Annotated in this window: 27 protein-coding genes and 1 pseudogene; 17 read left to right on the top strand and 11 right to left on the bottom strand. The window is 63.6% G+C overall.

What is annotated here, in order from left to right:
• Positions 1 to 35 precede the first annotated feature (35 nt).
• The 9 genes from ELY13_RS06285 (at position 36) to ELY13_RS15555 (ending at position 7928) form a co-directional block, all read left to right on the top strand.
• The gene (locus ELY13_RS06285; protein WP_126173035.1) at positions 36 to 1550 is read left to right on the top strand and encodes an aldehyde dehydrogenase family protein; all 1515 of its coding nucleotides are present in this window, start codon (positions 36 to 38) and stop codon (positions 1548 to 1550) included.
• A gap of 62 nt (positions 1551 to 1612) precedes the next feature.
• Positions 1613 to 2485, top strand: a complete 873-nt coding sequence (locus ELY13_RS06280) for an amidohydrolase family protein (RefSeq protein WP_126173034.1) — start codon at positions 1613 to 1615, stop codon at positions 2483 to 2485.
• Positions 2486 to 2489: 4 nt separating this feature from the next.
• A complete protein-coding gene (locus ELY13_RS06275; protein ID WP_126173033.1) occupies positions 2490 to 2954 on the top strand; it encodes a protein tyrosine phosphatase family protein in 465 nt (154 codons plus the stop codon).
• A complete protein-coding gene (locus tag ELY13_RS06270) occupies positions 2921 to 3700 on the top strand; it encodes an SDR family NAD(P)-dependent oxidoreductase (protein ID WP_241233568.1) in 780 nt (259 codons plus the stop codon). The genes ELY13_RS06275 and ELY13_RS06270 overlap by 34 nt, the downstream gene beginning before the upstream one ends.
• A 25-nt stretch (positions 3701 to 3725) precedes the next feature.
• The gene (locus ELY13_RS06265) at positions 3726 to 4511 is read left to right on the top strand and encodes a glutathione S-transferase family protein (RefSeq protein WP_164549714.1); all 786 of its coding nucleotides are present in this window, start codon (positions 3726 to 3728) and stop codon (positions 4509 to 4511) included.
• A 10-nt stretch (positions 4512 to 4521) separates the two neighbouring features.
• Entirely contained in the window at positions 4522 to 4926 is a 405-nt protein-coding gene (locus ELY13_RS06260) for a VOC family protein (protein ID WP_126173031.1), read from the top strand.
• 31 nt (positions 4927 to 4957) lie between these two features.
• Positions 4958 to 5971, top strand: a complete 1014-nt coding sequence (locus ELY13_RS06255) for a zinc-dependent alcohol dehydrogenase family protein (RefSeq protein ID WP_126173030.1) — start codon at positions 4958 to 4960, stop codon at positions 5969 to 5971.
• A gap of 112 nt (positions 5972 to 6083) precedes the next feature.
• Positions 6084 to 6986 (top strand): TauD/TfdA dioxygenase family protein, encoded by a 903-nt coding sequence (locus tag ELY13_RS06250; protein ID WP_126173029.1) that lies wholly within the window; start codon positions 6084 to 6086, stop codon positions 6984 to 6986.
• Between the two features lie 123 nt (positions 6987 to 7109).
• A complete protein-coding gene (locus tag ELY13_RS15555) occupies positions 7110 to 7928 on the top strand; it encodes a CatB-related O-acetyltransferase (protein ID WP_277600637.1) in 819 nt (272 codons plus the stop codon).
• 73 nt (positions 7929 to 8001) lie between these two features.
• On the opposite strand, the gene ELY13_RS06240 is transcribed toward ELY13_RS15555, so the two are convergent.
• Positions 8002 to 8403 (bottom strand): VOC family protein, encoded by a 402-nt coding sequence (locus ELY13_RS06240; protein ID WP_126173028.1) that lies wholly within the window; start codon positions 8401 to 8403, stop codon positions 8002 to 8004.
• A gap of 117 nt (positions 8404 to 8520) precedes the next feature.
• Between ELY13_RS06240 and ligM the strand changes: the two genes are divergently transcribed.
• Both ligM and ELY13_RS06230 read left to right on the top strand, forming a co-directional pair.
• On the top strand, positions 8521 to 9921 hold the full coding sequence (ligM, locus tag ELY13_RS06235) for a vanillate/3-O-methylgallate O-demethylase (RefSeq protein ID WP_126173027.1): 1401 nt from the start codon (positions 8521 to 8523) through the stop codon (positions 9919 to 9921).
• Positions 9922 to 10041: 120 nt separating this feature from the next.
• Positions 10042 to 10725: an alpha/beta fold hydrolase gene (locus ELY13_RS06230; protein ID WP_164549713.1), complete on the top strand. Its 684-nt coding sequence runs from the start codon at positions 10042 to 10044 to the stop codon at positions 10723 to 10725.
• 105 nt (positions 10726 to 10830) lie between these two features.
• Here ELY13_RS06230 and ELY13_RS06225 read toward each other — a convergent pair whose 3' ends face one another.
• Positions 10831 to 11841, bottom strand: a complete 1011-nt coding sequence (locus ELY13_RS06225) for an NAD(P)H-dependent flavin oxidoreductase (RefSeq protein ID WP_126173025.1) — start codon at positions 11839 to 11841, stop codon at positions 10831 to 10833.
• Between the two features lie 1184 nt (positions 11842 to 13025).
• Between ELY13_RS06225 and ELY13_RS15645 the strand changes: the two are divergent.
• The 3 genes and pseudogenes from ELY13_RS15645 to ELY13_RS06210 form a co-directional block, all read left to right on the top strand.
• Positions 13026 to 13214, top strand: a pseudogene (locus tag ELY13_RS15645) (LuxR C-terminal-related transcriptional regulator); the annotation flags it as partial.
• 399 nt (positions 13215 to 13613) lie between these two features.
• The gene (locus ELY13_RS06215) at positions 13614 to 13955 is read left to right on the top strand and encodes a hypothetical protein (protein ID WP_126173023.1); all 342 of its coding nucleotides are present in this window, start codon (positions 13614 to 13616) and stop codon (positions 13953 to 13955) included.
• Positions 13956 to 13974: 19 nt separating this feature from the next.
• Positions 13975 to 14403 (top strand): hypothetical protein, encoded by a 429-nt coding sequence (locus ELY13_RS06210; RefSeq protein WP_164549712.1) that lies wholly within the window; start codon positions 13975 to 13977, stop codon positions 14401 to 14403.
• 94 nt (positions 14404 to 14497) lie between these two features.
• Here the strand turns inward: ELY13_RS06210 and ELY13_RS06205 are convergent, their stop codons facing one another.
• Positions 14498 to 15778 carry an aspartate kinase gene (locus tag ELY13_RS06205; protein WP_126173021.1) on the bottom strand — a complete coding sequence of 427 codons (1281 nt, stop codon included), beginning with the start codon at positions 15776 to 15778 and terminating at the stop codon, positions 14498 to 14500.
• A gap of 50 nt (positions 15779 to 15828) precedes the next feature.
• On the opposite strand from ELY13_RS06205, the gene ubiG reads away from it, so the two are divergent.
• Positions 15829 to 16566 carry a bifunctional 2-polyprenyl-6-hydroxyphenol methylase/3-demethylubiquinol 3-O-methyltransferase UbiG gene (ubiG, locus tag ELY13_RS06200; protein ID WP_126173020.1) on the top strand — a complete coding sequence of 246 codons (738 nt, stop codon included), beginning with the start codon at positions 15829 to 15831 and terminating at the stop codon, positions 16564 to 16566.
• On the opposite strand, the gene ELY13_RS06195 is transcribed toward ubiG, so the two are convergent.
• On the bottom strand, positions 16563 to 16913 hold the full coding sequence (locus tag ELY13_RS06195; RefSeq protein WP_126173019.1) for an arsenate reductase: 351 nt from the start codon (positions 16911 to 16913) through the stop codon (positions 16563 to 16565). The two genes, ubiG and ELY13_RS06195, sit on opposite strands and share 4 nt — an antisense overlap.
• Positions 16914 to 17264: 351 nt before the next feature.
• On the bottom strand, positions 17265 to 17960 hold the full coding sequence (locus tag ELY13_RS06190) for a class I SAM-dependent methyltransferase (protein WP_241233567.1): 696 nt from the start codon (positions 17958 to 17960) through the stop codon (positions 17265 to 17267).
• Positions 17961 to 18604: 644 nt separating this feature from the next.
• On the opposite strand from ELY13_RS06190, the gene ELY13_RS06185 reads away from it, so the two are divergent.
• Both ELY13_RS06185 and ELY13_RS14970 read left to right on the top strand, forming a co-directional pair.
• Positions 18605 to 19240 carry a hypothetical protein gene (locus ELY13_RS06185; RefSeq protein ID WP_126173018.1) on the top strand — a complete coding sequence of 212 codons (636 nt, stop codon included), beginning with the start codon at positions 18605 to 18607 and terminating at the stop codon, positions 19238 to 19240.
• 63 nt (positions 19241 to 19303) lie between these two features.
• Complete coding sequence (locus ELY13_RS14970) at positions 19304 to 19462, top strand: hypothetical protein (RefSeq protein ID WP_164549711.1); 159 nt, start codon at positions 19304 to 19306, stop codon at positions 19460 to 19462.
• A gap of 9 nt (positions 19463 to 19471) precedes the next feature.
• On the opposite strand, the gene ELY13_RS06180 is transcribed toward ELY13_RS14970, so the two are convergent.
• The 6 genes from ELY13_RS06180 to ELY13_RS06155 all read right to left on the bottom strand — a co-directional run bounded on the left by ELY13_RS06180 (position 19472) and on the right by ELY13_RS06155 (position 22830).
• Positions 19472 to 19783: an antibiotic biosynthesis monooxygenase family protein gene (locus ELY13_RS06180; RefSeq protein WP_126173017.1), complete on the bottom strand. Its 312-nt coding sequence runs from the start codon at positions 19781 to 19783 to the stop codon at positions 19472 to 19474.
• Positions 19783 to 20256 (bottom strand): crossover junction endodeoxyribonuclease RuvC, encoded by a 474-nt coding sequence (ruvC, locus tag ELY13_RS06175; RefSeq protein ID WP_126173016.1) that lies wholly within the window; start codon positions 20254 to 20256, stop codon positions 19783 to 19785. The genes ELY13_RS06180 and ruvC overlap by 1 nt, the downstream gene beginning before the upstream one ends.
• Positions 20257 to 20345: 89 nt before the next feature.
• Entirely contained in the window at positions 20346 to 21089 is a 744-nt protein-coding gene (locus ELY13_RS06170) for a YebC/PmpR family DNA-binding transcriptional regulator (RefSeq protein ID WP_126173015.1), read from the bottom strand.
• A 133-nt stretch (positions 21090 to 21222) separates the two neighbouring features.
• The gene (locus ELY13_RS06165; RefSeq protein WP_126173185.1) at positions 21223 to 21540 is read right to left on the bottom strand and encodes a heavy metal-binding domain-containing protein; all 318 of its coding nucleotides are present in this window, start codon (positions 21538 to 21540) and stop codon (positions 21223 to 21225) included.
• A 25-nt stretch (positions 21541 to 21565) separates the two neighbouring features.
• The gene (locus tag ELY13_RS06160) at positions 21566 to 22447 is read right to left on the bottom strand and encodes an SDR family oxidoreductase (protein ID WP_126173014.1); all 882 of its coding nucleotides are present in this window, start codon (positions 22445 to 22447) and stop codon (positions 21566 to 21568) included.
• Between the two features lie 146 nt (positions 22448 to 22593).
• Entirely contained in the window at positions 22594 to 22830 is a 237-nt protein-coding gene (locus ELY13_RS06155) for a DUF2312 domain-containing protein (RefSeq protein ID WP_126173013.1), read from the bottom strand.
• Between the last annotated feature and the right edge of the window lie 9 nt (positions 22831 to 22839).

The following is a 22839-nucleotide window of genomic DNA, read 5'->3' as shown; positions in this document are numbered from 1 at the left end:
AAAACAGGGATTCGCTCGGGAAAGGAGCCTTAGGCATGAATGAAATGACCACCATCGACCGCACCCAGCGGGAATATTCGCAGGCCGCGAAGGATTTCCTCGCGCGCAAGCCGCAGCTGTTCATCAACAACGAGTGGGTAGACAGCTCCCACGGACAGACGATCGACGTCGAAGACCCGTCGAACGGCAAGGTCATCGGCCAGATCGTCGATGCGTCGGACAAGGACGTGGACCGCGCCGTTGCCGCCGCGCGCGCTGCGTTTGACGACAACCGCTGGTACGGCCTGGCCCCCATGGAGCGGGAGCGGATCATCCTCCGCATTGCCGACCTGGTCGAACAGAACGCCGACTTGCTGGCCGAACTGGAAGCGATCGACAACGGCAAGCCCAAGGGCATGGCGATGGTTGCCGACATCCCCGGCGCGATCAGCCACTTGCGCTTCATGGCGGGTTGGGCCGGCAAGACGGGCGGCCAGACGCTGCATCCCTACACCCGGCCGACAGGCTCGATCTTCGGCTACACCTCCAAGGAGCCGGTCGGCGTCTGCGCGCAGATCGTGCCGTGGAACTTCCCGCTGCTGATGGCCTGCCTCAAGATCGCGCCCGCGATTGCAGCTGGATGCACCACCGTGCTGAAGCCGGCGGAACAGACCAGCCTGACCACGCTGAAGCTGGCTGACCTGATTGCCGAGGCCGGGGTTCCGGCCGGCGTCGTCAACATCATCACCGGCAACGGCCACACCGCCGGGGACCGGATGGTCAAGCACCCGGACGTCGACAAGATCGCCTTCACCGGATCGACCGAGATCGGCAAGATCATCAACAAGAACGCCACCGATACGATGAAGCGCGTTACGCTGGAACTGGGCGGCAAGAGCCCGGTCGTGGTGATGCCGGACGTGAATGTAGAGGAAGTTGCCCCCGGCGTCGCGAGCGGGATCTTCTTCAACTCGGGCCAGGTCTGTGTCGCTGGATCGCGCCTCTACGCCCACAGGGACGTTTTCGACGACGTGCTGGAAGGCATGAGCAAGACCGCGAGCTTCTGGGCTCCGCGCGCCAGCCTGGACCCGGAAGGCCACATGGGGCCGCTCGTTTCCAAGGAACAGCATGACCGCGTCATGGGCTACATCGAAGCGGGCAAGCGCGACGGCGCCAGCGTGGTAATGGGCGGCGACGCGCCGACCAGCGATGGCGGCTATTACGTCAGCCCGACGATCCTCGCCGACGTGAACCCGCAGATGAGCGTCGTGCGCGAGGAAATCTTCGGCCCGGTCGTGGTGGCCCAGCGCTTTGACGATCTGGACGAAGTCGCCAAGTCGGCGAACGACACGTGCTTCGGCCTTGCCGCCGGCATCTGGACGCGCGACGTGGCGGCGATGCACAAGCTTGCCGCCAAGCTGAAGGCCGGGACCGTGTGGGGCAACTGCCACGCGATGATCGACGTGGCGCTGCCGTTCGGCGGCTTCAAGGAATCCGGCCTCGGGCGCGAACAGGGTCTGCACGGCCTTGACGCCTATCAGGAAACCAAGACGGTCATCATCCAGCTGTAAGCGGCTGACCAGTGGCCCCTCCCGCATGCGGGAGGGGCCACTGCCTATCTATCGGAGCGCCCATGCCCATCGACCTGAACAAGATCCGTGCCATCGACGTCCACGTCCACGCGGAAGTCTCGTGCCACGATCCGGAAGACCCGGTCATGGGCCAGTACTTCGATGCCGCCAGCGCCTACTTCAAGGCCCCGCGCGAACGGCCCAAGATCCCCGAGATCATCGAGCTTTACCGCGAGACGAACATCGCGCTGTGCCTGTTCACGGTCGATGCCGAAAGCGGCATGGGCGCCAAGCGCGTCTCCAACTACGAAATCGCGGATTTCGCGCAGAAGAACGACGATATCTGCCTCGCGTTTGCCAGCATCGATCCGCACAAGGGCAAGTATGGCGCGCGCGAGGCGCGCGACCTGATCGAGAACCACGGCGTCCGCGGCTTCAAGTTCCACGGCATTGCCCAGAACGCCCACCCTGCGGACAAGATGGCCTACCCGATCTACGAGGTCATCAACGAGTACAAGCTGCCGGCGATCTTCCACACAGGCCATTCCGGCATGGGCACGGGAATGCGCGGCGGCGGCGGCATGCGGCTGAAGTACGGCCAGCCGATGCTGATCGACGACGTCGCGGTGGATTTTCCCGACATGAAGATCATCCTGGCTCACCCCAGCTGGCCGTGGGTGGACGAGAGCTTGTCGATGGCGCTGCACAAGGACAACGTCTTCATGGACTTGTCCGGCTGGAGCCCGAAGTACTTCCAGCCGCAGATCATCCGCTATGCGAACACGCAGCTGAAGCACAAGATGCTGTTCGGCAGCGACTTCCCGCTGATCCACCCGGACAAGTGGATCGCCGCGGCCAAGGATGTCGGCTTCAAGGACGAAGTCATGCCGCTGATCATGAAGGACAACGCGGCGCGGGTGCTGGGACTGAGCTGACGACGTGCCGCCCGATCCCGAGGACATCCGCAACTGGCTGCGCCTGTCCCCGCGGATCACGACCTCCGGCCGGCTGGAGGACAAGGACCTGGCGCGCCTTGCCGCCACCGGGGTGCGGCATGTAATCAATCTCGCGCTCGCCAACCACCCCGAAGCGCTGGACGATGAAGGCGGAAAACTCGCCGCCTACGGCATCCGCTACACGCATATTCCGGTCCTGCATGATGCGCCGCGGGAGGAGCACTACCGCGCGTTTGTCGCGGCGCTGAAAGCGGACGATGAGCCGCTGCATGTCCACTGCATCATGAACTTTCGCGTCTCGGCCTTCTTCTACCGCTATCACACGCAGGCTTGCGATATGGCGGAGCCGCAGGCACGAATGCTGCTGGAACGCGTCTGGTCGCCGCACGCTGCCGACCACCCGACCGTGAAGCCATGGCGGGATTTCGTCACGAAAAGGGAGAGCTGATGGATTTCACCGGGCAACACATCGCCGTCACTGGGGCCTCCAGCGGGATCGGGCTTGTCACCGCAAAGCTCCTCGCCAGCCGCGGCGCGAACATCTCGCTGCTCGCCCGCCGCAAGGACAGACTGGACGAAGTCGCGGGTGAAATCGGGGACAGGGCTGCGGGATTCGTCGCCGACGTCGGCGACAAGGCGGAGCTTGAGCATGCACTGGATCAGGCTGCGTCCCGGTTCGGCCCCGTCACCGGCCTGTTTGCCAACGCAGGCCTGACCGGCGGCTTCACTCCGGCGGTGGAATTTCCCGCCGACGTGTTCGAGCAGACGATCCGGGTAAACCTGACATCTGTGTTCTGGGCGATCCAGAAGGTCCTGCCCTCGATGATCGAGGCGAAGAAAGGCGCGATCCTCGTCACCGGCTCGATGGCCAGCAAGCGGGGCATGGCGATGAACCCGGCCTATGTCGCATCCAAGCACGGCGTGCTCGGGCTGACTCGTGCGATCGCGGTCGAAATGGCGCCGCAGGGCATCCGGGCGAACTGCATCATCCCCGGTTTCATCCGGACCGAAGCGCTCGATCGCATTCCGCCCGATCAGCAAGGCAAGATCGAGCAGCGCATCCCGATGCGGCACATGGGAACGCCTGAGGAACTGGCAGAAGTCGCCGCCTTCCTGCTGTCCGATGCAGCGAGCCATGTCACCGGACAGGATTGGGCGGTGGACGGCGGCGTCCTGGAGACGCTGGAAGTCTGATAGAACACCGCTTGGGAGAGCGAAAATGGCCCTGAAATACTACCACGCCGAACCAATGGCGAACTCGCTGAAGTCGATGCTGCCCCTGAAGGAAAAGGGGCTGGACTACAAATCCGTCTATGTCGACCTGCACAAGTTCGAACAGCACCAGGACTGGTTCGTCGCAATCAACCCGGAAGGGCAGGTTCCCGTGCTGGACCACGACGGGACGATCATCACTCACACCACGGTGATCAACGAATACCTGGAAGACGTCTTCCCCGATGCTCAGCCCACTTCCGGCCCGCTGCGCCCGCGCGATCCCGCTGGCGCCGCCCGGATGCGGTACTGGAACAAATTCGTTGACGAGCACGTGATGAACTACGTCTCCATGCACGGCTGGCACCGGCTGATCCGGGTGATCGCCGGCAGCATCGAGGACGGGAAGTTCGAGGAATTGATGAGCCACGTCCCCCTGCCCGACCAGCGCAAGAAGTGGATGACCGCGCGTTCCGGCTTCGCGCAGAAGGATCTCGACCACGCGATGGAGAAGATCGAGTACGCGCTGAACAAGATCGAGGCGCAGCTTGGACAGACGGCGTATCTTGCGGGCGAGACCTACACGCTGGCGGACATCAACTTCTACGCCCACTGCGGCTTGTCGGTGAACCGGATGTTCCCGAACCTTTCGGTGGATGAACGCTTCCCCAACCTCGTCCGCTGGCGTGAGGCGGTCAGCGATCGCCCGGCGGTGCAGCAAGCCCTTGCCGGCGAGGACCGCACCCAGCCGGGTCTGCGGACCTGGAGCGGCGACGGCCGCGAGCACAGCTGAGGCACATGCGATGAAACCGAAGATCGGCCTCGTGACTCTGGGCGTGGCCGACCTTGCCCGTTCGGTCGCGTTTTACCGGGATGGACTGGGATTCCCGGCCGAGAATTACGATCCAGATGCCGGTGTGGCGTTCTTCCGGCTGGAAGGAGCCTGGCTTTCCCTGTTCCCGCGTGAGGAGTTGGCGAAAGATGCCGGGATCGATCCGGTCGGCAGCGGATTTTCCGGTATTACGCTGGCGCACAACGAACCGTCGAAGGAAGGCGTCGACGCGGCTTTCGCCGAAGCGCTTGCCGCCGGAGCGCGTCCGGTAAAACCGCCGGAAGACGTGTTCTGGGGCGGTTATTCCGGCTACTTCGCCGATCCCGACGGCCACTTGTGGGAAGTGGCGTACAATCCGTTCACGGACCTCACCTAAGTTTTTTGACCTGATTTTTGGAGAGACAACGATGCGTGCATGGATGCTGCCCCCCGGTTCCGACGGGTTTGACCGGCTGGAGCTGAAGGAGCTGCCCGATCCGCAGCCCGGCCCAGGCGAAGTGCTGATCCGGGTCCACGCCTGTTCGATCAATTACCGCGATTTCGCGGTGGCCGCGGGCAAGTACTTCGGCGGCGCGCTCAAGGCATCGGCGATCCCGCTGTCGGATGGCGCCGGGCAAGTCGTGGCCGTGGGCCCCGGCGTCACGCGGTTCGCCGCGGGTGACCGGGTGCAGGGATCGTTCTTCCTCCAATGGCAGGACGGGCCGATGAAGATGGGGCCGGCGCTGGGCGACGGCACTTCCCCCGGAATGCTGGCCGAATTCGTCGTCCTGCCGGAAACGGGCGTGGTCCACATGGCGAAGTCGCTCGATTACGCGCAGGCTGCCTGCCTGCCGTGTGCCGGAGTTACCGCCTGGAACGCGCTGCACGAAGGGCCGCGCCCGGTAAAGGCCGGGGAACGGGTGCTGGTGCTCGGGTCCGGCGGGGTGTCGATGCTGGCGCTCCAGATCGCCCGCGCCAGCGGATGCGAGGTGATCGCGACATCGTCTTCCGATGAAAAGCTGGAACGGATCAAGGCGCTCGGCGCTGCGCACACGGTCAACTACAAGACCACGGCCGAATGGGGCCCGTTCATTGCCCAGCACCTCGGCGGAGTGGACAAGGTGGTTGAAGTCGGCGGTGCGGGCACGGCGGAACAATCGATGGCCGCACTGCGCACTTCGGGCGAAGTCGCGCTGATCGGCGTGCTCGCCCCGGAAGGCGGGCCGAACCCGCGCGGGCTGATGATGACCGGGGGGATCATGCGCGGAATCTTCGTCGGCTCGGCCGCGATGGCGGATCGGCTCAATGCAGCGATCGACGCCAACGGCATCGAGCCGCTGATCGGCAAGCGCTTCGGCTTCGAACAAGCGAAGGACGCCTATGCCCATGCGTGGGGACCGGAGAGCTTCGCCAAGACGGTGATCGAGGTGGTTTCCGCCTGACGGGCGAAGAGCGTGACCGGCAGAAGGTGAGGCGAGTACGTCCGCCTTCTGCCGGGCAGCGTGTTCCTCCCGGAGCGGCTGTGTGTATAGTCGCCTTTGAAGGAGAACGCTGATGCTGATGGAAGCGCGAGTCAGCCCGTCCGGCACATTCGACAATTCCGCTCGGGACTACCGGCATATCGAGGTGCAGCCCGCAGCGGCCGCGCTGGGTGCGGAAGTCGCCGGGGTGCGCCTGCCCGACTTGTCGGATGAGGCCTTTGCCGAGTTCCAGGATGCCTTGTGGCGGCACAAGGTGCTGTTCCTGCGGCACCAGAACCTGACCCATGCGGAGCACGAGGCGTTCGCCGCCCGGCTTGGCCCCTTCGCGATCGATGCCTACACCCAAGGGACGGGCGGGCACCGCAACGTGCATCCCATCATCAAGGAAGCGAATCACACGTCCAAGGCGGTGTTCGGCAGCGGCTGGCACACCGACTCCCCGTTTCTGGCGGAGCCGCCTTCCGTGACCATGCTGCGCGCGGTGGACATCCCGCCCTACGGCGGGGACACGGTGTGGGCGAACACTGCGCTGGCGTTCCGCTTCCTCAGTCCGGTTTACCAGGACATGCTGCGTCCGCTGAAGGTGCACATGTCGGCGGCGGCGAACTACGCGACGCAAGCGAAGCTGGCCGGAAAGGCGCTGCCGTTTTCCAGCGACCAGCAGAAGGACGAGGCGCTGGAAGGCCGCCTTCATCCGCTGGTGCGCAGGCATCCGGAAACGGAGGAGGAAGCGCTTTACCTCGATGAAGTCTACGCCATCGGGATCGGGGGAATGACGCAGGAGGAAAGCTGGCCGATCATCGACTTCCTCCGCCGCCATATCACCCAGCACGCCTTCACGTTCCGGCTCCGCTGGGAAGCCGGCATGGTCGCGATGTGGGACAACCGCGCGACCCTGCACCTGGGTCCGAACGACTACGACGGCTTCCGGCGCGAGATGTACCGCACCACGACGGCGGGCACCGCCCCGGTCTAGCGCCCCTGTTTGAGGACAAGCAGACCCACTTCCCTGCGGGAACCCGACGTTTCCCGCGCGGGCGTTCGCCCGGTGCAGGAGCGAGTTCTATAATGAGGCGCAGAGGCAGACGGAACAAGGCCGATGGTGCGCTATACCCTTTCTCCCGATACGATTGCGAGTTGCCGCGCGCATCAGGTCGATATCGATCCTGAGGCCGGAATCGGTTTCGCCAGTCCCAAGGCCATGCTGGTGGAAGCGAACGTCAGCGTCAGAAAGGGCGTCTACGACATCGATTTCATCGGCGCCTTCTCCTATCTCGGCGGTCGCGAGACACTGATCCGGCACGTCGCTTCCATTGGCCGGTTCTGTGCGATCGCCAGCAACGTGGTAAGCGGACAAGTCGAGCACCCGACCGACTTTCTTTCGGCCGCACCCTTGTTCACCGGCTCGGCCATCCCCGGAAGCCGCTCGGGGGAAAACTCGGAGTTCCACCAGGCAAATCGCGCGATGATGCACAAGGCGGCACGGGCGCTCACCTCATCCATGGCCGGCCGCATCGACAAGATCCGCATCGGAAGCGATGTCTGGATCGGCGAAGGCGCATTCATCCGCCGGGGGGTGACCATCGGGGATGGTGCAGTGATAGCCGCCCGGGCAGTGGTCACGCGCGATGTGCCGCCTTATGCCATCGTCGGCGGCACTCCTGCAAAGATCATCCGGTATCGCTTCGCGCCCGATATCGTGGAGGCCCTGCTGGCGCTTGAATGGTGGAAGTATGGCCTCTCCGCCGTCGATGGAGCGGACTTCACGGACCTGCCGTCCGCCATCCGGACCATCGAGGCCAACATCCGTTCGGGGCACGCCCAGGTTCACAGCGCTCCGCTGGTTTCGATCGATGAAAACGGGCAAGCGACTGCCGTGCGCTACGATGCCTCTTCAGGGCAGCTTCTCGCGCTCTGAGAGCCCGGTCCAGCCGCTGTTTGCACCGGGGAGTGCCCGCGCAGGCGGCGGCGGGCACTCCCCGTAGCGGTTTTCACCCCGCGAAGAAGTTCAGTTCCAGCAGCACGTTGTTGGGATCGGCAGTGAATATCTGCCGCAGGTTGATCGCCTCCACCAGATTGGTCTGGTAGTCGGCGCCCATCTCGTCGAGCCTGGCGATCGTGTCCTCGTACCCTTCGCACTTCAGCGCGACATGGTGCAGCGCGCCGGTCAGCGCGCCCGGCGTGATGTCCCGATCATAGGCGCGCGGGCAATCCAGCGAGTTGATGTGAATAATCGCCCGGCCGTGGGAATCGAACATCCAGGTGGCGTTCTGCGGGGTCAGGGGCGGCGGTGCGTCGCGGCGTTCGAGGCCGAGCAGCGTGGAATAGAACCGGGCTGTCTCATCCAGCCGATCGGTGATGATGTTCACGTGGTCCAGGGACTCGACTTGCATAGCTCCACTCCTTACCCGTTGCGCCTTAGCCCTTGCGGCTAGCCCGCGATATTGTATGTCTCACATACCAAATTTTTTTCGCGTATATGATTCTTTCACAACCGAGAGGAATGCTTCATGGCTGCACAGAATCTTGAACAAAAGCTCGAGCAGCATCCTGACATCGTCAAGATGCTTCGCAACTCGCAGATCGGGGCCTACGTGTACCCGGTCGTCGCGCCGGAATTCTCCAACTGGCGTTCCGAACAGTGGGCCTGGCAGCACAGCGCCGTCCTGTTCGATCAGTCGCACCACATGTTCGACCTCTACATCCGCGGCAAGGATGCGCTCAAGCTCCTGACCGACACGATGATCAACTCGCCCAAGGGCTGGGAAGTCGGCAAGGCGAAGCAGTACGTCCCGACCACCCCGTATGGCCACGTGATCGGCGACGGCATCATCTTCTGGCAGGAAGAGCAGGAATTCGTTTACGTCGGCCGCGCGCCGGCCGCCAACTGGCTCCGCTTCCAGGCGGAAAAGGGCAAGTACGACGTCGAGATCGTCAACGATCCGCGTTCGCCCAGCCGCCCGATGGGCAAGCCGGTGGAGCGCATCAGCTGGCGCTTCCAGATCCAGGGCCCGCGCGCGTGGGACGTGATCGAAAAGCTCAACGGCGAGAAGCTCGACAAGATGCGCTTCTTCAACATGGGCACCATGAAGATCGGCAACAAGACCGTGCGCACCCTGCGCCACGGCATGGCCGGTTCGCCGGGTCTCGAGATCTGGGGTCCGTACGAAGAGCAGGACTACATCCGCGACGAGATCCTGAAGGCAGGCGAAGAGTTCGGCCTGGTCCCGGTCGGTTCGCGCGCTTATCCGTCCAACACGCTTGAATCCGGCTGGATCCCTTCCCCGCTGCCGGCGATCTACACCGGCGACAAGCTGGAAGATTACCGCAAGTGGCTCGGTGCGGACAGCTACGAAGCGACCGGCGCGATCGGCGGCTCGTTCGTCGGCGACACGATCGAGGATTACTACCTCAACCCGTGGGAGCTCGGCTACGGTCCCTTCGTGAAGTTCGACCATGACTTCATCGGCGCCGACGCGCTGAAGGAGATCAACCCGGAAGAGCAGCGCAAGAAGGTGACGCTCGAGTGGAACGCGGACGACATGAAGAAGATCATGGGCTCGCTGTTCGATCCGGAAGGTGAGCAGTACAAGTTCTTCGACCTGCCGCTCGCCAACTACGCCAACAGCAACTACGACAAGGTCGTGGACGCTGGCGGCACCACGGTCGGCCTGTCGCTGTTCACCGGTTATTCGTACAACGAGAAGAAGGCGCTGAGCCTTGCCACCGTTGACCACGAGATCCCCGAAGGCACCGAACTCCGCGTAGTCTGGGGTGAGCCGGACGGCGGCACCGAAAAGACCACGGTCGAGCCGCACAAGCAGATCGAGGTTCGGGCGGTCGTCTCGCCGGTCCCCTATGCCCAGGTCGTGCGCAACACCTATCAGTCGGGCTGGCGCACCGGTCGCTAAAGCCGGATAGCACCGGGGCCTGCCACGCAGGTCCCGGACAGCAACGCGAAATGGCCCATGGACCCAAGGCGGGTTCATGGGCCATTTGCTTTAGGAACCAACAAAAACAGGAGAGATGGAATGGCGAACTATGTTCTGGTCCACGGCGCCTGGGGCGGCGGACGAAGCTACGATCGTCTTGCGGCCGATCTGCGCGAAGCGGGTCACGTCGTGCTGGTGCCGGAATTGACCGGATTGGGCACGCGATCGGGAGAACTCGCCCCGGGAATCACGCTGACCGATCACGTCGACGATGTTTGTCGGCAGATCGAAGAAGCCGGGTACGACCGCTTCATCCTTGCCGGCCATTCCTACGGCGGAATGGTGATCACCGGCGTTGCCACTCGTCTGGGAGCCCGGATCGACACGATCGTCTACATCGATGCGTTCCTGCCCGGCGATGGCCAGTCCCTGTGGGACGTGACCGGCGACTTCGAGCACGCCTGGTACATCGACAGCCAGAAGTTCACCCCCGGGCTTGTTGCCCCGATCGGCTCAGTCGATTTTCAGCCAGTGGCGGGTGAGATCGGGCGCCATCCGCTGCTGACGCTTACCGAGGCGGTCCGGTTCACCGGGGAAGAAGCGAAGATCAATCGCCACGTCTATGTCTTCGCTACCGACTGGCAGCCCACCCCGTTCGCGCGTTTCCGCGATCAGGTGCGCAATCATTCCGCCTGGGAATACCACGAGTCGAAGGCGAGTCACTTCGTGATGGGTGACCAGCCCGAGCAAACCCTGCAGATCATGCTCAGCCTGGCGGCATAGGCCCAGGCCGGCGGCAGGGCAGCGGGCCGACCTCACGGGCACGGTCCCGCTGCCCCGATTTCGGAGGCGCTTGGGACGCGTGCGATCGGATCGTGCGGAGGCGGGTTACCGCCGTCCCAGCGCGGCTTCGCTTTCCGCCATCAGATGATCGACGATCTCGGCTATCGGCTCTTCCTTCGTCACCATGCCGACCGACTGGCCAGCCATCAGGGATCCGTTCTCGATATCGCCGTCGATCGCGGCGCGGCGCAGGGCGCCGGCCCAGTAGTGTTCGATCTGCAGCTGCGCCTCAGCCATTTCCACGGCCCCCTCGTCGAGCAGTTGCGCAACCTCGCGTTGCTTGGCGGTGAAGGCTTCGGTGCCCTTGTTCTTCAGGGCGCGAACCGGGATTACCGGCAGGCGGGCATCGACCTGAACGCTTGCCACCGCATCCCGGGCGCCGGCCCGGAAGAACGCTTTCTTGAAATTGGGATGAGCGATGCTCTCGCTCGCGCAGACGAACCGAGTGCCAAGCTGCACTCCGACCGCGCCCATCTCCAGGTAGCCGGCCATGGCCTCGCCCCGGCCAATCCCGCCGGCGACGAACACCAGGTGGTCTTCGGACAGAACCGGCAAAAACTCCTGCGCAAGCACGCTGGTGGAAACGGGACCGATGTGACCACCCGCTTCCATCCCCTCGATCACCAGCGCATCCCCGCCCGAGCGAAGCAGCTTCTTCGCCAGTGCCAGGGTCGGGGCGAACACGATGACCTTGGCACCGAAGGCCTTGATCGCTTCCACGCTGCCCTTGGGAGGAATTCCTCCCGCCAGTACGACATGGCCGACGCCGTGTTTCCCGCATACGGCGATCAGATCCACCAGCTGCGGGTGCATGGTGATGAGGTTGACGCCAAAGGGCTTGTCCGTCAGCGCCTTGGTGCCGGCGATCTCCGCGTCGAGCAGATCGGGCGTCATTGCACCGCAGGCGATCACGCCAAATCCACCCGCGTTGCTGATCGCCGAAACGAGATTGCGTTCCGAAACCCAGCTCATCGCGCCGCCCAGGATCGCGTATTCGCTGCCAAGGAATTCGCTGCCGCGGCCCATCAGGCCCTTGGTCTTGGGGTATTTTGACATGAGTTTCTTTCTGTTGCGGAACGCCTACGGCGCCGGGGCTTTAGGAAAGCCCGAGCGGAGCGGCAAGGCGCGGATTGAGTGGAACGGCGCAAGCCGGGCGAAACCAGCCCGAGAATATCCGCAGTAGCCTTGGGTCCATGGCCTTTCCTGGCGTCATGGCCAACCGGCAGGACATCCGCACGGTCCATTATGCCCCAGATCGGACGCTTGAGTTGCTCGACACGGGTGACTTACAACGAGATGTCGTGCCAAAGCGCTGGAGGATGCTCCGCAGGACAGTTGTCGCTCCGAGAAGTTCGATCCCCAGGTGCGATGGAGGAAACCGTCACCCCTTCTGGAACGGTCGGTTGAGCCGATATCACCACATTGGCACCATTGATGCGCACCGGTGCACCTCTTCATGTACCATATCGGTTTACATCATTCGGCTCGCGAGTCGGCACGAACCGGGTGGCGGTGAGGCCGAGGGAGAGGTTCCACTGGTGAGAGGGCCTCGGACGCAACTAGACACCGGACGCCGCAGATACGGAGGGCCGGCACTCCTCCCACGCTCTCTCACCGGAAAACGGCAGTGCTAAGTACTGTGGAGGACGAGCAGGGCGGCTGGACAGCCTGTTTCGGCTGATCGCCGGCCAGTCGGCTCCCGCTTGAGTAGCCACTCGGGCGCGCGACAGCGGGCCGCCTTGAGCAAGTGGAGACGCCGGCACTGGCGGCCGAACCGAGCCCTGCCAGCCGCGGTCTGGATCGAACGAGCAATTCTGCGCGAGCCTCTGTTCTGGCCCGCGATGCTGCGGAGCAGCTGATAATACGATTAAAGAGGTAACGGCTGCTCCCGTTGGGGCCGCGAAGGGCGACCGCCCCTTGGCGGCCGCCCGTCCGGGCTAAACGATGCGTGTCACTACGTCGACTTCTTGCGATGGGTTACGGCGGGTGGGGTCGTGAAACCCGACTGATAGCAGTTCGCAGCGACGCCCCCGCCGCCGCGAACCCTCCGGAGCTAGGGCCAATCCGCCTTGTTCGCAAAAACAGGACTGGCTGGTCCGGCGCCGGAATGACACTGGGGATGAGGCCCTAGTCTATCGCCTGGTGCGTACCATTGACACGGCTAGGTAACTACCTAGGAAACTGGAGATGGCCTGGTGAGCGGGCTAAGCTGCTGTCGAATCGGACAATCTCGATCCATCATGACCATTGGCTCTGACGCAGATACCCGCGCCGCGAAACTGAGCGAGCGCCAGCGGCAATGCCTTGAACTTGTCGCGCAGAACCACACGTCCAAGGAGATTGGCCGGGCGCTTGGCCTCAGCCCGTCGACGGTCGACAACCACATCGCCGCGGCGATGGAGCGGCTCGGGGCGACCTCCCGCGCCGAAGCGGCTAGGTCCGTTCGAGTCCAACCCCAGAAGGACGAGTCGGTTCCGGAACGCCGAAACTGGGCACTGCCCCCCCCTGGGCGGAAAGCTCAACCGGACGCCCGTTACACACCGTTACGTGCAGGTCTTTCAGATCGCGATTCTCGGCGTGATGGTCATGGCCATGCTGGCCCTGACGATTGCCGGGATCATCCAGCTTGTCGCGCCCTAAGCAATGGCCGAGCCAGAGCGGGGATGGGCACGACTCGCGAACGGCAGATCGGTAACCGCCATCACCAGTCCATTTTGGTTAATTAACCGTTATGGTGTTTTTTCGCTTTCCTACACACCAAAAGAATCGCATACAGGCTTCATCAGGCGGGCTTGTAGCTCAACAGCCCGCTGAACGGAGGAAGTCACATGATGCATGAGATCAAGGAAACGATCGGCGCGGTGATTGCAGGCGACACCCAAGCATCCGTCAAGGCGCTGGATACCGCAGTCACGCTGCAGTCGCGCATGTGCTCAAACATCATGGAGGCGGCGATGGAAGCGCGCTTGCCGATGGGCGCGACGCAGGGCCTGCTGGAAAAGCTGGCCAGCGGCATGAACGGTCTTGTCGCCACGCGCTCCGACATGATCGCTGCCCTGCGCGAACTGTCCCGCATCCAGTCGCAGAGCAACCTGAAGACGGTGTCCTACGGCTGCCCCGCCGGGGTCGAGAACATGACCAAGAAGCAAACGCGGGTTCACGCGGGTTAACTGGTCGGGGGGTGACTACGTGCTTTCAGCTGCAATCTTCTGGCTTTTCATGCTGGCCACGTATGCCCTCGTCTTGGTGTATGGGGATCGCGACGCGCGTGTATTCGTCCACGTCATGCTGGCATCAGCGCTTCTGACGCTTGTCGCGACCTTTACCCTCGACAGGCCGGCTTTCGCGGTTTGCGGGCTTTTGATCGATGCTTGCGTGTTGGGGACAGCACTCTGGATAGTGGCGCGGTCCAATTCCTACTGGCCCATCTGGTACGCCGGGTTCGTGACGATCGCGGTCTGCACGATGGCGGCACAGCAGATATTCCCTCATTACATCCCGAGCATCTACGGGCTCGTGGCCGGGTTCTGGGTCTTGCCGGCGCAATTGGTCATGGTGATCGCGATTCTTCGCGATCACCGGGCCGGGCTTAATTCAGGCTCTGTCTCCTACACATGAAACAGGGCGGGCCGGTTTCCACCGGTCCGCCCTGTTGTTTCACGCTTTGTTGAGAGGAAGGCCCGCAGCCGCCCCTATTCCAGGCCCCCTCGCCTCAGGCGGCTTCGTCTTCCGCATCAAGCCCGTAGGCGGTGTGCAGCACCCGAACGGCCAGTTCGGTCTCATCCTCGTCGATCAGCACGGATACCTTGATCTCGGATGTCGAGATCGCCTGGACGTTGATCCCACGGTCGGCCATCGCCTTGAACATCGTGGCGGCAACGCCTGCATGGCTCTTCATCCCGACGCCGACGACGCTGATTTTGGCGACCTTGGCGTCGGTGATGATCCGGTTGAACCCGATTTCGCCCCGCTTGGCTTCCAGCAGCGCCTGCGCACGAGCGAGGTCCGCCTGCGGCACGGTGAAGGTGACGTCGGTCTCTCCCTTGTCGCGCCCCACGTTCTGGATGATCATGTCGACATTGATCGAGGCATCGGCAAGCGGCGAGAAGATGTGGCTGACCGCGCCCGGCCTGTCTGGTACGCGGGTAAGCACGATCCGCGCCTCGTTCTTGTCGTGCGCAATGCCGGTGACCAGCTGGCGTTCCATATCCTGATCCTCTGTTATCTTGTCCATCTCCTCATCGGAGACGATCATCGTTCCGGGCAGGTCGTCGGCCGGGGGGGCATCGTCCCCCAGGAACGATGACAGCACCTGCACCCTGACGTGTTCCTTCATCGCCAGGCTGACCGAGCGGGTTTGCAGAACCTTCGCCCCAACCGACGCGAGTTCGAGCATTTCCTCGTACGTCACGTACTTCAGCTTGCGCGCGCGCGCGACGATCCGCGGGTCGGTCGTGTAGACGCCGTCGACATCGGTGTAGATGTCGCACCGATCCGCATGGACCGCCGCCGCAACAGCAACTGCCGACGTATCCGACCCTCCGCGACCGAGCGTGGTCACCCGGCCCTCGGCGCTCAGGCCCTGGAATCCGGGAAGAACGGCAACCTCTCCACCCTGCATCGCAGCGATCAGCGCCTCGGCGTCGATCGTCTCGACTCGCGCCTTGGAATGGGCCTCTGCGGTACGAATCGGAAGCTGCCAGCCAAGCCAGCTGCGAGCCTTGCAGCCCATCGCCTGAAGAGTGAGCGCCAGCAGCCCGCTGGTGACCTGCTCCCCGCTCGCCACCACGACGTCGTATTCCGCAGGGTCGTAGAGCGGGTTGGCCTCGCGGCAGAAGTTGACCAGGCGATCGGTTTCGCCCGCCATGGCGCTGACGACCACGGCGACTTCGTGGCCGCGAGCCTGCTGCTTGCGGACAAGATTGGCCACCCGGCGAATACGCTCGGTCCCGGCCATCGATGTGCCGCCGAATTTCATTACGATACGGGCCAAGGCGTGCTCCGCTGCTGGAATCAGGTCCCGCGCGCTGTTAGGGATGGGGCATGCCCGATGCAACCGTCACATCTGTAACCATCCGCCCGGAAGAAGCCGCACATTTCGGCAAGCTCGCGAGCGACTGGTGGGATCCCAAGGGCCGATCGGCCATGCTCCACCGCCTGAACCCGGTTCGGCTGGAATTCATTCGCCATGCGATCGACGCGCATTGGGCGCAGGATATCCGCACCATGAAGCCGCTCGCCGGGAAGCGTGCGCTGGATGTCGGCTGCGGCGCCGGCCTCTTGTGCGAGCCGCTCGCCCGACTCGGCGCGGAAGTCACCGGCGTGGATGCCGCCCCGGCGAACATCGAGGCAGCCGCCCTGCACGCGCAAGGCATGGGGCTGGATATCGCCTATCGCGCCGGCGAGCTTGGGACGATGGACGCTGGCCGGTTCGACCTTGTCACCGCGATGGAAGTGATCGAGCACGTGGCGGACAAGGGCGCTTTCGTCCACGAACTGGCCCTGCGGTTGGCCCCGGACGGACTGATGGTGCTGTCGACGCCGAATCGCACCGCCGCCTCCCGCTTGCTGCTGGTGGGCGCAGCCGAGGCAATAGGGGCGGTTCCGCATGGAACCCACGACTGGGACGATTTCGTCACACCGGAAGAACTGCGCCAGCTGCTTTCCGCCGCGGGACTGACGATGGGCGCGCCTCGCGGGATCGGCTTTTCGCCGGTCCACGGCCTGCGCCTGACGGGCGATCTGTCGCTGAACTACATCGTTACGGTGAAGCGCGATTAATCCAGCGCGGCTTTCCACTCGTCCGGGTTGAAGCCGACCAGCAGGCCTTCGGGATACTCAACCACTGGGCGCTTGATCGCCGAGGGATGCGCTTCCATCAGCAGGATCGCCTTCTCCGCGTCGAGGTCCGCCTTCAGGCTTTCCGGCAGCTTCCTGTACGTCGTACCACGTCGGTTGAGGATCGCCTCCCAGCTTTCTGCCTCCACCCACGCACGCAGCCTTACCGGGTCGGCGCCTTCCTTCTTGTAGTCGTGGAACATGTACGCGACACCCCGCTGGTCGAGCCACTGCCGCGCCTTGCGAACCGTGTCACACTGTGAAATCCCATAGAGCGCGATCTTAGTCATTGAGTTTGCTACACTTCTTCTTGATAAGGGGCACCCAAGTGCATTTCGGTGTGCCGTAGAAGCGCCGAATGACAACTTTTCGCGTTATCGTCACTAAAGCTGCCTCCCGGCTTGCGTCCCATCTGCTGGCGGGACGGCGACCTCTCCGCAGGCATCGATGAGGCGGTCTCGCTTAAAAGTGTCTCGTTGAACCTTCTCCTGCGGGCGGTAGATCTCTCCGTCATTCGTTCGCCAGCGGACGAGCCGCTAATTGCCCATTGGCGCTATTTGGCTGTCGCAGGAAGCTGGGACATTCGCGACTTCCGAGATCCAGGAGAAAAGCGACCGGCGTAATTTGCCCAAGCCGATGCGTTAAGCGCAGGCCACCCAGCCTCGCCAAGTGAAGGCAGCATAGAATAGCTCCACGCCGTGGAAGCCGGCATTGCGCAAGCAAGCCTCGTCTTCCTCCGGCGTGAGCAGCGCCAAGCTTGCCGCCACAGCAGCGCGTGCCTGTTCGGTCTGGGCCGGATCGGCTCCGGACGCGACAGCGTACGCGGCATAGCGTGAGAGCCAGCGCGCGCGGGATGGCTCGTCCTGCGGAAAGCTCGAATGTACCACGACCAGCGGGGCACCCGACTTCATGCGCCGATGCATCTCGCTCAATGTGCGCAAGCGTTCATCGCGATCGAGAAAATGAAGCGTGAGGAGGCAGGTCGCCGCGTCAAATGGACCAGCGGGCGCAGCGTCGATATAGCCCTCGATCAGGTCAGCACGATCGGCATCCTTGCCCATTATCGTGCGCGCCAGGTCGAGCATCGGGCCGGCCGGATCGATGCCCGTAAAATGCCACCCGGCCTGCGCGTGAGCCAAGGCCTTCAGCTCGAGCCCGCCACCGGCACCAAGCACCAGAACATGGGCATCGGCGGGCGCATGCTCGGCCAGCAGGATCCCGGTCATGCGGTGCACCGCGTCGATCCCGGGTGTGAAGCGCCGAGGGCCGTTGGCGTAGTGCGCGATGCGCTCGCGATCAGAGAACATCTCAAGGAACATCTGGTTGCTGTTGGACACAGGCCTCACCTTTCAAGCCGGGCGGATGCAGGACCAATCGGGTTTGCGATGCGGGTTGCACTCGGCAGACCCGTGATGAAACCCGGCGATAAACGTGCGCTGTCCCGCTTGATGTAAGTCAGGGTCAACGTCTTCGCTCTCCTCAATCCAGGCCATTAATGATACGTTGTAACATACTGTCAAGGATGATGCGTCCTGCCGAGGCAGCTGGTCCGCTTCAGATTTCCGTTCGCAGGGAAGCGTAGACGATGCGCGGTGCACCGGAATAGATCCACAAGGCTGCATGAACTCCCGGCGCAGCGCTGATGAAGCTAAGATTTTCGGCAGCGCTGGCACGAACCCCGCAGTTTCCCGAATACAATCGTTTTGGGACGGCAGCTATCGAGACCTGCCCTTCCGGAAGCTGCCTGTCCGCTTCCCACCCATTCCGTGACATTCCTCAATCCGGCAGCGCTGCCTGAAAGCTGCCTCTCTGACCTGAAAGTTCTCCTTTTTCAGTTTAGGACCCTCCGGACTCGGTCACAGTTGGAAATACCGTGCGGAATGATGCTCATCGTCAACCCGCTCTCCTGCGGCGGTGCGTCCGGCAGGGGCGTAGGCCTGGCCGCTTGCCGACTACCGGGAACTGGGGCAGACTTGCAGGGATGGCACTCGGATCTTCCAGAAAGCGGGCCGCCTTTGCCGCCGTCATCGTGGTATCATGGTCGGCAGCCGCCTTGGCTACCCTACCGCCTCCGGCGATACCACCTGCTGAATTGAGCCAGCCGGTGGACGGGTACGACATGCGCACGCCCTACCAGCTCTGGCGATACTGGGTTGAACGGCAGAAAGGGCCGGTGACTGAGGCCCTGCTCCGGCAACCGGACCAACTCGAAGGCTTGAAGCGCTTCGACCTGCTGATGCGCTTCACCCGGCACAGCGACTTCGGCCACTTCCTGACAGGGGATCTTCGGGGTTACTGCAAGCCCTCCACGCCGAACGGATACACGCCTGTTCCCGGGAGCTGCCGTCACGTCCTTCGCTATGCCCATGTGCCGTCGCCCGCGTCGGGCGGACGTCCGCCCAATCCGGTCGCGGAGTGGACGCGGACCCATTTCGATGCCCCCGCGCTCACCCGTCATTTTCGCGCAATCGGCCTTGGTCCTGACACGGAGTGGTGGGGAGCGGACCTGGAAAGCATGTTTGCCGCGGCACCATCCCCGCAAGCCATGCTGGCCGAGAACGCGGTCATCGTGCGGGTCGATTCCACCGAATGCCCGCAGATGGAAGAAGCCATTTAGGCGCTGGAAGGACAGTCTCTCGATGCCACGATAGACCTGGCCACAGTGGGCACCGACGGGGACTTGCCAGCACCCCGCCCGCACGTCACCCATTCTTCCTACACGATCCACCTTCGAGCCGATAAGAGCGGATACACGATGGAGGGATCGGTCGGGCCGGTCGCGCAAATCGCCATTCCGATCCTCGACGCGGCGGAAGCCTGCGAAGACGCGCGCGACTAGCGAAAGCGGCTATTCCTTCCCCCGCTCAAAGCGATGGATGCGAGGGTCCTTGCAGGCGAAGACAGTGTAGGATTCGTAGTAGGCATCCCGTCCGCGCTGCTGGGCGGCCCGGTGTTCGGCAATGCGGCGCCACGCGAGTGCGGCGTCTTCATCCTCCCACTCCGACACGGCGATCACCTCGCCATCGTCGGCGGTGTAGCTCTTGAAGGAGAGGTAGCCCGGCTGGTCACGCGCGAGTTCCTCCATCCGCGCAGCCTCGACCTCATAGGCGCATTGGTCGATGTCTGCGCGCTTCCGGTTGCGGAACACGGCGAGGAACATCAGCGCAGGAAGCCGAGATGCGCATCGGCAATCGCGACGGCGAGTGCGTCGGCGGCATCGGCTCCGTCGACCTTGGCCATTGGAAGCAGCACCTTCAGCATGGCCTGAACCTGCTGCTTTTCGGCAGCGCCGGTGCCGACAACAGCCTTTTTCACCAGCCGGGTGGCATGTTCGGCCACCGGCACGCTTGCCCGCCCGCACGCGGCCAGGACCGCGCCACGGGCATGGGCGAGCTTCAAGGTCGATTGCGGGTTCTTGTTGACGAACACTTCCTCGACCGCGGCCCTGTCCGGCTGGTACGCCTGGATTACCGCGAAGATCGCATCGTGCAGATGGTGCAGCCGGTCAGGCAGCGGAGCCTTGCCGTCCGTTTTGATCTGCCCATTCGCCACATGCGAGAGGCGCGGCCCTTCGCTGCGGACCACGCCCCATCCGGTACAGGTCAGCGAAGGATCAAGCCCGAGGATCAGCACTCAGCGGCCATGGATGAAGAATCCGCCAGAAAGCAGCCACCAGAGCAGGATGAGCGCCAGCCCGGCCGCCGCCCATCCTTTCCAGTTCCTCACCCCAGCTTCTCCATCACCGCATCCGACACTTCGTAATTGCCCCAGACGGTCTGGACGTCATCGTCATCGTCAAGCGCGTCGATCAGCTTGAACAGCGTTTCCACATCGCCTTCCGCAACGTCGACCGTGAGGTTGGGCTTCCACGCGAGCTTGACGCTTTCCGCTTCGCCCAGCGCCTTTTCCAGCGCTGAAGCGACTTCGTGCAAGCTGTCCATCTCCGTCCAGATCGTGTGTCCGTCCGAAGTCGACTCGACGTCGTCGGCCCCGGCCTCGATCGCGGCTTCGAGGACTTTCTCCTCGCTGCCGGCGCTGGCCGGGTATTCGATCAGTCCCTTGCGCTCGAACCCGTGGCTCACCGCGCCGCTCGCGCCGAGATTGCCGCCGTTCTTGGAAAACGCCGTGCGCACATTGGTCGCGGTGCGGTTGCGGTTGTCGGTCAGCGCCTCGACGATCAGGGCCACGCCGCCGGGGCCGTAGCCTTCGTAGCGGATTTCCTCGTAATCCTCGGCGTCCCCGCCGCTCGCCTTGTCGATCGCGCGCTGGATGTTGTCCTTCGGCATCGACTGCGCCTTGGCCGCGTTCACGGCGAGCCGCAGGCGCGGGTTCATGTCCGGATCGGGCGTACCCATCTTCGCGGCGACAGTGATCTCACGAGACAGCTTGGAGAACATCGCCGAGCGCTTCTTGTCCTGCGCGCCCTTGCGATGCATGATATTCTTGAATTTGGAATGGCCGGCCATTTCAACCCCAGAAAGTGGTGCTTTTCAGTGGATTCCGGAAGCGGAAATCCCTTACCCTCGCGCCTCTAGCGAAGCACGGCGCCAGGGGCAATCCAGCCCGACCCGCTAGATGACCCCGGCTGGATGGCTCCGGCTAGATCACCACGGCCGTTCCGGACACGCTGACCATCAGCATGGATCCGTTGCTGCCCAGCACTTCGTAGTCGATATCCACGCCGATCACGGCGTTGCCGCCAAGCTGCCGTGCCTGTTCCTGCATTTCTGCCAGGGCTTCCTTGCGCGCCCGGGCGAGAACTTCCTCGTACTTGCCGGAGCGGCCGCCGACGAGATCCGTGATCGAGGCGAACAAGTCCCGAAACACGTTCGCCCCAACGATCACCTCCCCGGTGACGACGCCGAGATATTCGCGCGCCGGGCGTCCCTCGATCGACGAAGTGGTGGAGACGATCATCCCCGCTTCCGGTTTTCCCCATGGACTAGCCACCGACGACCGTTCCTCCATTCGGATGCAGCACCTGGCCCGACATATAGGACGAATCCTCGCAGGCAAGAAAGAGGTAGCACGGGGCAACTTCGTTCGGCTGGCCCGGCCGGCCCATTGGGGTGCTTTCCCCGAACTTCGCAATCTTTTCCTTCGGAGCGCCGCCCATCGGGTTCAGCGGCGTCCAGATCGGTCCCGGCGCGACTGCATTTACGCGAATCCCGTCCCCGATCAGGTTGTCGTTGAGCGACCGTGTGAACGCCGTGATCGCGCCCTTGGTCGCGCTGTAGTCGAGCAATTCGGGCGAGCCCTGATACATCGTGATGCTGGTGGTGTTGATGATCGCCGCACCCTTCTTCAGGTGCGGGCGAGCGGCCTGGACGAGGTAGAACATCGCGAAGATGTTGGTCTGGAAGGTGCGCTGCAGCTGTTCCGGGGCAATGTCCGTCACGTCCCTGGCCGCGTGCTGCTCACCCGCGTTGTTGACCAGCACGTCCAGTTGCCCCCACTCGTCGATCACCTGCCGGACCACCTCCCTTGCGTGGTCCGGATCGCCGAGATCGCCAGGGATGGCGAGCGTTTCGGCCCCTTCTTCCCGGCAGATCCGTTCCGTCTTCTTCGCGTCGTCGTGTTCGCAAAGATAGGCGATCGCGACCTTGGCGCCTTCGCGGGCGAACAGCACGGCGGTGGCGCGGCCAATGCCGCTGTCACCGCCGGTGATCAGGGCGACCTTGCCCTTCAAGCGGCCGGACCCGGGATAGCGGGGCTGCCAGTCGGGCTTCGGCTCAAGCTGCGATTCGTGCCCCGGCAGGCCGTCCTGGTGGATCGGCTCTATGTGGGCGGCATCGACATCGGGCGTGCGGGTGGCATCGGGCATGGCAGGGATCCTCGCGTGAACAGGGTTTGCGAGTTCCAATGGACCGGAAGGCACGGGCGTTCCGCGTTCTGCCGCCCGTGCTGCTCATTCCGGCGAAAGCGTGCCTCAGCCGAGGCCGAGCGCTGCCCTGCCAGCGGTCGCAGGCGTCAGCCGAGGCCGAGCGCTGCCTTGTACGTGTCGAGAATGGTTTCCATTTCGCGCCGGTCGTCGGGCTTCATCTTCCGCAGGCGTACAATCTGGCGCATGATCTTGACGTCGTAGCCGACCGCCTTCGCCTCGGCGTAGACATCGCGGATATCGTCGGCGATGCCCTTCTTCTCTTCTTCAAGGCGCTCGACCCGCTCGATCAGAAGGCGCAGGCGGTCATCGGTGGCTTCGGCCATCGTCATTCA

Source organism: Altericroceibacterium xinjiangense (assembly GCF_003958635.1).
GTDB classification, from domain to species: domain Bacteria; phylum Pseudomonadota; class Alphaproteobacteria; order Sphingomonadales; family Sphingomonadaceae; genus Altericroceibacterium_A; species Altericroceibacterium_A xinjiangense.
Note: the sequence above shows the minus strand (reverse complement) of the source record. Positions and strands in the feature narration are given on the sequence as shown.